Raw genomic sequence first — 11,643 nt, forward strand, 5'->3', positions numbered from 1 at the left:
GCCATTCCAAGACCACAGCCTCCCGAACAAGCGGCACGCAACTAGATCGCTGAGCGAGGCTCAGGCTAGGACAGCGATGTCAGGTGCGGGTTTAGGTGGGCAGGACGCAGCCAGCGCAACGTCCAACGATAGCGCAGGACGGCGCATTCCTCAACCACCGTGTGCGGAGTCACAGAGGCGCTGGCTTGGCGTCGTTAACCCTTGCACACATGCTGTCCAACAGACTGGCGCGTCGATGCCTTTCCGTCAAGAGATAACGCGGTGTTTGGTGTGGAGTTTTGTTTCCGAATCTCGGCGAATCACACCGCGGTCGCGCCCGAGCACGACCCGGCCGCGGTGGGTTCGGTCGAGCAATTGACGAAGTCGTTGGAGTTGATCGAATGCAGCATCCTGGCGAAGAACCACTCGATCGGCGACAGTGACGCCGGCGGGCCGGGCAGCACATAACCGCGGGCCAGACCGGCGTCGGTGGGGATGTCGATGACGGTCTGGCCGGGTTCGCCGGGTTCGCCGTAGATACCCGTGCGCGTCGCCGGGTCATACACCCGACCGGCGTACATGTCGGTCAGCCAGCCCTGCGAGAGGACCTGGACGGCCGCGACGTTCTGCGGCGCCGACCAGCCGAACACCAGCCCGACGAACCCCTGGACCAGGCCGAAGTAGGCGTCGCTCTGGAAGGCGTCCGAATGCGCGCCGCCGATCAGCTGTACCCCGTTGAACTGGCCGGGGCGCTTCTCGGCGAGCACGTTGTTCGCGCCACCGCCGTAGTTGATCACCGACGGGGTCGCGGCGACCTGCAGGACCGGCACCGACGACGGCAGCTTGTCCAGGGCACGACCCAGCGCACCGTTGGCCGCCGAGCCGTCGTAGAGCAGGACACCGACCAGATCGTCCTTCCGGTCCGCCGGCGCCGAGTCGTAGTAGTAGCCGGCGGCGCCCGCGGCCAGCATGCTGCCCGCGGACTGGCCGGCGAAGACGAATTTCTCGGGGAGGGTCCCCTTAAAGCCGGCGGCCCTGGCGCTGGCCAGCAGCGCGTCGCGGTCGTCCTGGAACAGGCGGGCCACCGCGGCGTGCATCGGGTCGGCGGTGAGGCTGCAGCCGTCGCATGCGAAGTAGTTCGACGTGATCGTCGGCGCCACCACGATCGCGTTGTTGCGCTCCGCGAGCGCGGCCAGCGTGAGGTTGTAGATACCCGCGTGCGCCATGAACCCGTGCTGGAAGTAGATGAACTTGTCGGGCTGGCCTTCCTTCGGGTAGTACCAGTCGGCGTCGGCGGTATAGCCGTCGCCGCAATCGATCTGCAGCGTGGAGCGGCGCGCGGTCACCGTGCTGCCCGGCGGCACGGCGGGCGGGCCCACGACCAGCTTCACCATGAAGTCGATGACGTTCCAGGCCAGCGTGCCGATGATGTTGATCAGGTTCGGTCCGCGCGGGGCCGCCAGCTGCGCCGCGGGGGCGGACATCGCGACCTGCGTGATCGCCGGTTTCAGTTTCGACGCGAACGTCGCGGTGGCTTGGTCGACGACGGCCGTCCTGGCGGCCGGCTCGCGGTCGGCGGTCACGGTCGGTTCGGCCGGCCGCGTCGGCTCGGTCGGCTGCGTCGGGTCTTCAGACGGCTCGGGCGGTTCGACCTCCTTGACGGCCGCCGCCAGGTCGCTCGCCGGCTCGGTATCGGTGCCTGTGTCGGTGGTCGCGTCGTGACCGGAGCCTGACGGGGTCTGGTCGCCGGTCGTCTCGTCGGCGACGACGGCCTCTTCGTCGGTGGCCTGTTCCTCGGTGGGCTCTTCCTCGACGAGTTCTTCCTCAGTGGCGTCCTCTTCGTCGACGACTTCATTCTCGGGGGCCGCCCCTTGGTCCTCGGTGACGTCCTCGGTGACGTCCTCGGCGTCGTCCTTCTCGTCGTCGGTGACCGCTTCTTCGGCGTCGTCGACCTTCGCGCCGGCGTCACCGTCCGGCTCGGACTCCGACTGCGACGAACTCGGCTGACCGGCGCCGGTACCCGAATCCGGTTCGGCGACCGCGATTCCCGCGCCGACGAGCACAACGCACGACAACCCCGCGGTGAGGACACCTGCGCTCACCCAGCGCTGCAGCCGGTCATTCATCGATGCATCCTTCGCCGGGGTTCGCTACCGAAGCCGACCGGGCTCGTTTGCCTGCCCGACATCCCGTGGGACCGCCAGCGACGGAAGTCCCAGAGCCCGCAATGACGTGCCGCAGGTTTCAGCAGCGCACATACCTGTACTTACCACGCCGAACCCCGGTCGCCCATGCCGTCTCCCGTCAGCCTCAGCAAACGTTACCGGGATCGACGGGGCGCCGGAAGTGATTAACCGAAGTGCTTAGAAGATCACGCGGCGATCGTGTCCGAGCACGAGTTCCCCGCGGCCGCCCCGACGCTCGCGGCCGCGCACGCCGGGGTGAACCGGAAGATGCCGTCGAGCAGCGGCACCAACGGTTGCAGCACGTCGAACGGAAACAGTTTCGTCAACGGGTTGGGCAGCCCGACCAGGACGGCCAGCCCGCCGGGATTGCGCATCTCCAGCCGCTCCCCCGGGCCCAGGTCGTAGACCCCGGTGGCCTGGTTGCCGGCGAACATGTCGTTGGCCCACGTCACCATGAGGTGGCGCGCCGCCGCCACGTTGCGGGGCTGGGAGAACCCCGACACCACCTGCTGGGCGAACTGGATGAGCGGGTTGCCCCCGCGCATCGAGTCGACGTGCGAGCCGCCCTCCAGCGTCACGCCGACGAACTGGTCGGGCCGCGCCTCCATCAGCGCGGCGCTGCCGACGCCGAACTGGTTCCAGAAATAGCGCGGCGCGGCGATCTGGTAGATCGGGATGTCCAGCGGCACCTTGCGCAGGGCGTCGGTCATCGAGCCGTCCAGGCCGACACCGTCGAGCAGCACCACACCGGCCAACCGGCCGATGCTGCCGTTGTCGACCATGTAGCCGGCCGCTCCCGACACCGCGCCGCCGCCCAGCGAGTGCCCCATCAGCACCACCCGGTCCGGAATCGGCCCGGAGTACCCGACCCGCGTCGCGCTTTCGGCCAGCGCGGTGTTGTCCTCGTCGAACAGGCCCGCGATGGCCTGGTGCATCGTCGGGGCACCGAGCCAGCAGGCGTCGGCGGCCAGGAAATTCGAGGTGATCGACGGTGCGACGACGATGCTGCCGGTCTGCGAGGCCAGCGCCGCGGCGGTGTAGCTGTACCACGGGCCGGCGGCCAAAAAGCCGTGCTGCAGGTAGATCATCCGGTCCGGCGGGTTCTCCAGCGCGCCTTCAGGGAAATACCAATCCACCGGAACGCTGGAGCCCTCCCCCGGCGCACAACCGCAATCAAGCCGCAGCGTGGTGCTGCGCACGGTCACGGTGCTGCCCAGCGGAAGCACCGCGGGCCCGCCGAACAGCCGGGTCACCGCGCCGTAGATGCCGAACACGACCGTGCCGATGAAGTCGAGCACGGTGGTCAGCGGGTTCCTGAACGCCGCCGCGCCGACGGCCGGGGCCGCCGCCGCGAACGTGATCGCCTCAACCTTCGGAACGTCCTTGAGTTGCGCGGCGATGTCCTCGACGACGACGGTGGTGCGCTGCTGGGACGCGGGCGTGGCGGCCGGTTCGAAACCCTCATCGTCGTTTTGTTCGACGGCCGCGGTGTCCTCGGGTTCGGTCCCGACGACCACGGGTTCGACGGGCTGGGCCGCGGGCTGCTTCACGTGCGCGCGCGACGTGGTGTCGACCTCGCGGTCGCTGTCGGAGCGGTCCTCGGCAACGTCGGTGGCGGCGTCCTCTTCGGTCTCGACGGCGGGCTGCTCACCGTCGACGGCGGGCTGCTCGTCGTCGACGACGGGCTCGGCGGGTTCCTCCTCGTCGACGGCGGGCTCGTCGTCGTCGACGGCGGGTTCCTCTTCGGAAAGCTCGTCTTGGTCGACGGCGGGTTCCTGCTCAGCGGACGCGTCGTCCTTCGCGTCGGCCGCCGAATCTGCGGTATCAGCAGGGGAATTCGACGCCTCCGAGGTGCTCGCCGGGCTCGAGTTGGCGCTCGAGTCGTCGTCGGCCATCGCCACGCCCGTGCCAGCGAGCATGGCCGCCACCAGACCGGTGGTGACCACGCCCGCGCCGAACCATTTCATGATCGCGTCGCCCATGGAGATCGAATCTATTGGGCGTAAGCGGCCTTATTGACGACTTTTGACCGATTGCCTGCAAACTCGGGTGCCGCGCAGTTACACGTAGCGGTTGCGGCCGGCGAATGCCCCCATCACCATCTGCACCACGTAGACACCAAGCACCATGGCCCACGGCACCGTCCAGCCGCCGGTCGCGTCGTGCAGAACCCCGAACAGGAACGGCCCCAGACCCGCCAACAGGTAGCCGAATCCCTGCGCCATGCCGGACAGCTGCGCGGTGTCTTCGGGGCCGCGGGCCCGCAGCGCTATCACCGTGAGCGCCAACGAGAACACGCTCATGCCCAGACCGATCAGCACGCTCCACAGCAGCGGCGCGAAGCCTGGGTCGATCAACAGGCCGATCACCCCGGCGATGCCCACCACGCCAAGGCCGACGATCCATCCGCTCTGGTTGGCGCTGCGGGCGGCCAAGGGGGAGACGAACACGCTGATCGGGACCGCGATCAGCGAGATCAGCCCGAGCAGCAGCCCGGCGTTGCCCTGGCTGACCCCGTTGTCGATGAAAACCTCAGGCAGCCAACCCATCACGATGTAGGCCAGGAACGCCTGGGAGCCGAAGAACGCAGTCACCGTCCACGCCAGCCGATTGCGCAACAGCGAACGGCCCCGGGTCGACGTCGTCGCGTGCTGAGCCGGGACGTGCGCGATGCCGCGCGAGGCCACCAGCCACGCCGCCAACGCCAGCACGGCCAGCAGCGCCCAGCCACCCAACGCCGACCGCCAGCCGCCGAAGACGTCGTCGAGCGGTGGGGTGAGCGCTGAGCCCAGCGCGCCGCCGCCCTGCAACGCGGCGGTGTAGATGCCGGTCATCAGCCCGACGTGCAGCGGGAACGAACCCTTGATGACGACGGGGATCAGCACGTTGATCAGCGCGATACCCGCCGCGGCCACCAAGGTGCCGCCGATCATCACCGACGGACCGTCCAACACCCGCGCCATGAGACCGATCGTGAGCACGACGAGGCCCACCGAGATCGCCCGGCCCAGCCCGAGGCGCCGCGCCAGCCACGGTGCGGCCAGCCCGGCGCCGGCGAAACACAGCCCGGGCAGGGTGGTCAGTACCCCGGCCCAGACGGCCGACGCGCCGAGGGAACCGCGCATCTCGCCGAGCAGCGGCCCCACGCTGGTGATGGCCGGGCGCAGGTTGAGCGCCGTGAGGACGACCGCGACGGTGAGCAACGCCCCGCCGGCCGCCAACACCCCGGGCCGCACCTCTACCGCGTCGTCGACGGTCAGCGCGAGATCGTTCTCGAACTCGTCGACGGTGTCGGGTCGGGTTTCACAGGCCACCCAAGCTACGATCCCATACATCCCATGATTGGATGAATGGAGATTCGTGTGCCGTTGGTCACCGCCCGCCGCACCGGACTGGTCGATCAGGTGATCGAGCAGCTTCACGGCTCTGTCGCATCCGGGGAATGGCCGGTCGGCAGCAAGATTCCCACCGAGCCCGAACTGGTGGATGCCCTCGGCGTCGGCCGCAACACGCTGCGTGAGGCAATCCGGGCGCTGGCGCACAGCGGAATCCTGGAGGTCCGGCAGGGCGACGGCACCTATGTCCGGGCGACGACCGAGGTGTCCGGTGCGCTGCGGCGGCTGTGCGGTTCGCAGCTGCGCGAGGTGCTGCAGGTGCGGCGCTGCCTCGAGGTCGAGGGTGCGCGCCTGGCCGCTGCCGCCCGCACCGACGAGGACCTCACCGAGTTGTGGTCGCTGCTTCAGCGCCGCAACGCCTTTCAGCAGCAGAACAAGTACGAAGAGTTCGTCCGCGCGGACACCGAACTGCATTTCGCGGTGGTCCGCAGCTCACACAACACCGTGCTGACCGAGCTGTACCGGGGAATCACCGAGGTGATCATGGCCAGCGTCGCCACCACGAGCGAGGAACGTCGGCACTTCCAGGAGATCGACCACGGCGGGTTGGTGGAGGCGATCGCCGCCCGGGACGTCGACCGTGCCGGCCGCGAAGCCGCCGGCTTCCTCGACGAACTGCTCGACCGGACGTGAGGTGGCGCGTTGGGTTCCATATGACCAAAAGCGTAAAACCGTACGACGAAGGACATAGAACTACGCGGCACCAGAACGCAATCGACGAGTTCACGTCACACTGAGTGCGACTGACTGCTGTTCGACCGCCAACTATCCGAGGCTCCATCGACCAACCGGCACAAGAGCACCTCGTGCAAAGCCCTCGCAGATCAGGGGTCCGCGCCCGGGCGCGGCCGCACGTGAAAGGAGCTGTTCGTGGGCCACTACAAGAGCAACGTGCGGGACTTGGAGTTCAACCTCTTCGAGGCGCTCGATATCGAGAACACCTTGGACCGCGGCGGGTTCGGTGATTTGACGGCCGCCGACGTCCGCGCCGCGCTGCGCGACGCCGCCCGCGAGGCGGAGGGGCCGCTGGCTGAGGCATTCGCCTACGGTGACCGGAACCCTCCGACGTTCGACCCCGCGACCCATTCCGTCTCGCTTCCGACGTCGTTCAAGGAGGCGGTACGGGTGTGGCAACGGGGGCCTTGGTTGCGCTTGGGGCTGCCGGAGGCCATCGGCGGCATCCGCGCGCCCGCGACCGTGCGGTGGGCCGTCAACGAGCTGCTCATGGGTGCTCAGCCCACCGCATTCTTCTACTTGAACGGCCCGCCGCTATTGGCGGTCCTCTACGGCGAAGGCAATGAGCAGCAACGTCATTGGGCGAAGCTGGGGATGGAGCGCAATTGGGCCGCGACGATGGTGCTCACCGAACCCGATGCCGGCTCAGACGTCGGCTCCGGCCGCACCAAAGCCATCCCGCAGCCCGACGGCACCTGGCATATCGACGGCGTCAAGCGGTTCATCACCTCCGGTGACTGTGACGACATGTTCGAAAACATCGCCCATCTGGTGCTGGCGCGTCCGGTCGGGGCCGTGCCCGGCACCAAGGGCCTCAGCCTTTTCCTCGTGCCTAAGTACCTACCCGATCTCGAGTCCGCGGCGCCCGGTGCGAGGAACGGGGTGTTCGTCACCGGGGTCGAGCACAAGATGGGTCTGACTGCGTCGGCCACCTGCGAGCTGACGTTTGGCCAGCACGGCACGCCGGCGGTGGGTTGGCTGGTCGGCGACGTGCACAACGGCATCGCGCAGATGTTCAAGGTCATAGAATTCGCCCGAATGGCAGTGGGCGCCAAGGCAATCGCAACATTGTCGACGGGTTACTTGAATGCCTTGGACTACGCAAAGGCCAACTCGCCGGGTCTCGGTGACGCCGAGACCCGGCGGTCACTGATCATGCAGAAGGCCTATACAGAGGGCATGCGCGCGCTGTACCTCTACACCGCCGCGCACCAGGACGCGGCGGCGGGCCCGGGGGTGTCCGACGCAGACGCCAGCATGGCACGACGGATCAACGATCTGTTGCTGCCAGTCGTGAAGGGAATGGGGTCAGAGCGTTCTTTCGAGTGTCTGTCTGAGTCGCTCCAGATCCTCGGCGTCGCAGGGTATCTGCAGGATCATCCGATCGAACAGTACATCCGTGACGCCAAGATCGACTCCCTGTACGAGGGCACCACCGCGATTCAGGCGCAGGATCTGTTCTACCGCAAGATCGTCCGCGACGAGGGCAGGGCCCTCGGTCACCTCACCAAACAGATCGACGAATTCCTCGACGATCCACACGCCCGGCCCGAACTCGCCCAGGGACGGCAGATGCTCACCAACGCGCTCGCCGACGTGCGGGCCATGGTCACCACGATGACGGCCTATTACGCGAAGTCACCCGATGAACCACAGGAACTTTATCGCGTCGGGTTACGCTCGGTGCCGTTCCTGTTGGCCTTCGGAGACCTGCTGGTCGGCTGGCTGCTGTTGCGGCAGGCCGAGATTGCGTTGATCGCTCTCGACGGTGATCCGGCAGACGGTGACCGCGCCTTCTATCGCGGAAAGGTCTCCGCAGCAATTGCGTTCGCCAAGAACGTGCTACCCCGACTCGCCGCCGAACGACGGATCAGCGAGGGCATCGACCTCGCCGTGATGAACCTTCGCGAAGAAGCGTTCTAAGGCAACTGCGGCGAATTCCGCGCCCGCCTCGAGCGTGGCGTGGTTACCGTTCGGCGGTGGGGATGGCGCCCGTCGGGGCGTCATCGTCGACAGTTCGGTGCCGGGAGGTCTCGACGTCGGCGAACTCGCTGCCCACGTGGTGGTGGGTGCCCTCGAGGTCGTCGCGGATCGCGGCCTGCGCGGCCGGCGGCAGGGTGTGCAGGATCTCGCGCACCCGGGCCTGCCGGCGTGCCACGGCCTGGCGCTCGGGCATGCCCGGTGTGGCCTGGATCTGCGGCGGAACGCCTTCGATCTCCTCGACACCGCCGTCGTGGTGGCCGGCGTCGAACATGGCCTGCTCCTCGGCCATCGTCGACTCGTCCTTCTCCTCCGACATCCCGATCGGACCGATCCGGCGGCCGTTGAGGAACTGCTTGACCACGGGCTCGTCGCTGGTCAGCAGGACTTCGCGGGGTCCGAACATCACCAGGTGCTTGCGGAAGAGCATGCCCATGTTGTCGGGCACGGTGCGGGCGATGTTGATGTTGTGCGTGACGATGAGGATCGTGCAGTCGATCTGGGCGTTGATGTCGATCAGCAGCTGTGACAGGTAGGCCGTACGGACGGGGTCCAGACCGGAGTCGGGCTCGTCGCAGAGGATGATCTGCGGGTCGAGCACCAGCGAGCGGGCCAGCCCGGCACGCTTGCGCATACCGCCGGAGATCTCGCCAGGGAACTTGTTCTCGTCGCCGGCCAGACCGACCAACTCGAGCTTCTCCATGACGATGTTGCGGATCTCGCTTTCCTTTTTCTTGGTGTGCTCACGCAAGGGGAAAGCGGTGTTGTCGTAGATGCTCATCGAGCCGAACAGCGCGCCGTCCTGGAACATCACGCCGAACAGGGTGCGGATCTCGTAGAGCTCCTTGGCGGTGCACTGAATGACGTCGGTGCCGTCGACGATGATCTTGCCGCGCTCGGGGCGCAACAGCCCGATCAGCGACTTGAGAAAGACCGATTTACCGGTACCCGAGGGGCCCAGTAGCACGCTGACCTCACCCGGCGGAATTTCCAGCGTGACGTCTTCCCAAATTCGCTGGGGCCCGAAGGACTTGGTCAGCCCTTCGACCTGAATGCCAATGCCCACGCGAGATCCTTCCGCCAAATTATCGCACCACACGTGTCCCACCTGTGGTTTGAGTCACTGTAGCGTACGCCAGTTCCGGACACTGCGGTTGCGCCGGGTCCGATGTCATCAACTCCCAAAATCGGGACTCTTCGCATGTCAGCCGGATCGCGACCCAATGCAGATGTGGGATTGCACCGCCCTGGAAACATCACGCACTCATTTGCTGTACCTGCGTGACGATGTCGATTTACTGGCGCGCCACGGCGGGTGGCAAATTGCCAAGCCGGTGCGGATCCCCTGCCCGGCGGGCCGGGTGCTCGAGTGGATTCGACGTTCGGACCGCCGATCCCATAACCCGGTTGATCTTGCTGGGCCGGCCCGAAGGCTGGAGCACTTGAATGCTCGGTACGGATTGCAAAGCTCGACTACTATCCGCGGTGCGGTGGACCACAGTCGCCCCGGAGAGTGAACCAGATCACATATTGACGGGCTGGACACCGCACAAGGTGGTCCGGTCGGTGCCGCGGCAGGTCGGAGCCGACAGGGGGAGACGCATCGTTGTCGCATCAGTCCGTATGTGAGCCGCCCCGCGAGCGCGTGTCCGACCGCCAGGGCCGGCCGGACGGAACGTCGCGCGCCCTCGTGGCCAGAACATTGCGCGGCTACGCGCGCGCTCATCCGGTCGCCGCCATCGAGACCACCGGCAACCAGGTCATCCTCGGGGTGCGCTGCCTGCAGTTTCTCGTACTCGATATCGTCACCGGCCGCTTTGCCTGGAAGGAGTTCGTCCGGCAGGGCGCGTTCATGGCGGGCAGCGCTGTCGTGCCGACATTGCTGGTCGCGGTCCCGATCGGGGTGACGTTGTCCGTGCAGTTCGCGCTGATGGCGGGCCAGGTGGGGGCGACCTCGCTGGCCGGCGCCGCCAGCGGGCTGGCGATTGTGCGGCAGGGCGCCTCGCTGGTGGCCGCGGTCATGATGGCCTCCGCCGTCGGCTCGGCGATCACCGCCGATCTCGGGTCGCGCACCATGCGCGAGGAGGTCGACGCGTTGAAGGTCATGGGCGTGTCGGTGATCCGGCGCCTGGTCGTCCCGCGTGCTGCCGCGGCGATGTTGGTCGCCGTCGGGCTCACCGGCACCACGTGCTTCGTGGGCTTTTTCGCCAGCTACCTGTTCAACGTCTACTTCCAGCACGGGGCACCCGGAAGTTTCGTGAGCACGTTCTCGGCGTTCGCGACCGTCGGTGACCTGGTGCTCGCCTTGTTCAAGGCGGTCCTGTTCGGCTTGATCGTCGCGGTGGTCGCCTGCGACAAGGGTCTTCGCACCAAGGGCGGGCCTGCCGGGGTGGCGAATTCGGTCAACGCCGCGGTAGTGGAGTCGATTCTGGTGCTGATGCTGCTGAACGTGGTGATCAGCCAGGTTTACGTGCTGATGGTGCCGCAGCATGGGCTGTGATCCGATCTCATGACGCCCTCGACCTATCGGATTCCCGGCACCCGCCCGCTGGTGGCCACCGGCAGCGCCGTCGCGCGGACGGTGCGACGGCTCGGCCACATCCTGTCGTTCTTCATCGAGGCGCTCGCGTCGATCCCCATGGTGTTGCGGCACTACCGAGCCGAATTTCTTCGGCTGCTCTCCGATGTCACCTGGGGTAACGGTGCGATCGTCGCGGGCGGCGGGACGGCGGGCGTCGCGGCGGTGCTCGGCATCAGCGCGGGAGCGATGATCGGCATCGAGGCCTACAACATGCTCGGCATGTTGGGAATGGGGCCGGCAACCGGTTTTGTGTCCTCGCTGGTCTCCACGCGCGAGCTCATCCCGATGATGGCCGCGCTGGCGTTCGCCATGCAGTCGGGATGTCGGTTCACCGCCCAGCTCGGCGCGATGCGCATCAACGAGGAAATCGACGCCCTCGAGGCGCTTGCCATTCGGCCCATCCCCTTCCTGGTCTCCACCCGGATGCTGGCGTCGGCGGTGGCGGTGGTGCCGCTGTACGTCATGTGCCTGTGCCTGGGATACCTGACCGCCCAGGTGGTGGTGAGCCTGTCGGGCGGCGGCTCGACGGGGGCCTACCTGCACTACTTTTCGCTGATGCTCAGCGGTACCGACATCATCTACTCGGTGCTCAAGGCGGTGGTGTTCGTCTGGCTGGCCTCGACGATCCAGTGCTACTTCGGCTACTTCGCCGCCGGCGGCCCTGAGGGCGTCGGCGTCGCCGCCGGGCACGCCATGCGCGCAGCCATCACCACCGTGGTCATCGTGAACATGCTGCTCACCATGGCGCTGTGGGGCGCCGCCTCCGGCGCGAGGTTCGGTGGTTGAG

General features: G+C 67.2%; 8 protein-coding genes. 4 read left to right on the top strand and 4 right to left on the bottom strand.

Annotation, left to right across the window (positions count from 1 at the left end; genetic code table 11):
• Positions 1-299: 299 nt before the first annotated feature.
• From K3U96_RS21425 to K3U96_RS21435, 3 genes are all read right to left on the bottom strand, one after another.
• The gene (locus K3U96_RS21425; RefSeq protein WP_220691010.1) at positions 300-2,105 is read right to left on the bottom strand and encodes an alpha/beta fold hydrolase; all 1,806 of its coding nucleotides are present in this window, start codon (positions 2,103-2,105) and stop codon (positions 300-302) included.
• Between the two features lie 245 nt (positions 2,106-2,350).
• Positions 2,351-4,147 (bottom strand): alpha/beta hydrolase, encoded by a 1,797-nt coding sequence (locus K3U96_RS21430; protein WP_220691011.1) that lies wholly within the window; start codon positions 4,145-4,147, stop codon positions 2,351-2,353.
• A gap of 78 nt (positions 4,148-4,225) precedes the next feature.
• Positions 4,226-5,425 (bottom strand): CynX/NimT family MFS transporter, encoded by a 1,200-nt coding sequence (locus K3U96_RS21435; protein WP_230982546.1) that lies wholly within the window; start codon positions 5,423-5,425, stop codon positions 4,226-4,228.
• A 102-nt stretch (positions 5,426-5,527) separates the two neighbouring features.
• On the opposite strand from K3U96_RS21435, the gene K3U96_RS21440 reads away from it, so the two are divergent.
• Positions 5,528-6,193: a FadR/GntR family transcriptional regulator gene (locus tag K3U96_RS21440; protein WP_220693627.1), complete on the top strand. Its 666-nt coding sequence runs from the start codon at positions 5,528-5,530 to the stop codon at positions 6,191-6,193.
• Between the two features lie 237 nt (positions 6,194-6,430).
• Entirely contained in the window at positions 6,431-8,218 is a 1,788-nt protein-coding gene (locus tag K3U96_RS21445; RefSeq protein WP_220691013.1) for an acyl-CoA dehydrogenase, read from the top strand.
• Positions 8,219-8,261: 43 nt separating this feature from the next.
• Here K3U96_RS21445 and K3U96_RS21450 read toward each other — a convergent pair whose 3' ends face one another.
• A complete protein-coding gene (locus tag K3U96_RS21450) occupies positions 8,262-9,341 on the bottom strand; it encodes an ABC transporter ATP-binding protein (RefSeq protein ID WP_069403306.1) in 1,080 nt (359 codons plus the stop codon).
• A gap of 624 nt (positions 9,342-9,965) precedes the next feature.
• Between K3U96_RS21450 and K3U96_RS21455 the strand changes: the two genes are divergently transcribed.
• Positions 9,966-10,775, top strand: a complete 810-nt coding sequence (locus K3U96_RS21455) for an MlaE family ABC transporter permease (protein ID WP_069403328.1) — start codon at positions 9,966-9,968, stop codon at positions 10,773-10,775.
• A 9-nt stretch (positions 10,776-10,784) separates the two neighbouring features.
• Positions 10,785-11,642 (top strand): MlaE family ABC transporter permease, encoded by an 858-nt coding sequence (locus tag K3U96_RS21460; protein WP_069403305.1) that lies wholly within the window; start codon positions 10,785-10,787, stop codon positions 11,640-11,642.
• Position 11,643: the final 1 nt, after the last annotated feature.

This window comes from Mycolicibacterium holsaticum DSM 44478 = JCM 12374, assembly GCF_019645835.1.
Taxonomy (GTDB): domain Bacteria; phylum Actinomycetota; class Actinomycetes; order Mycobacteriales; family Mycobacteriaceae; genus Mycobacterium; species Mycobacterium holsaticum.

Excerpts from the sequence above, each read along its gene's own strand:
- K3U96_RS21425 (WP_220691010.1), bottom strand. The coding sequence starts at position 2,105 with ATGAATGACCGGCTGCAGCGCTGGGTGAGCGCAGGTGTCCTCACCGCG.
- K3U96_RS21430 (WP_220691011.1), bottom strand. The coding sequence starts at position 4,147 with ATGGGCGACGCGATCATGAAATGGTTCGGCGCGGGCGTGGTCACCACC.
- K3U96_RS21460 (WP_069403305.1), top strand. The coding sequence starts at position 10,785 with ATGACGCCCTCGACCTATCGGATTCCCGGCACCCGCCCGCTGGTGGCC.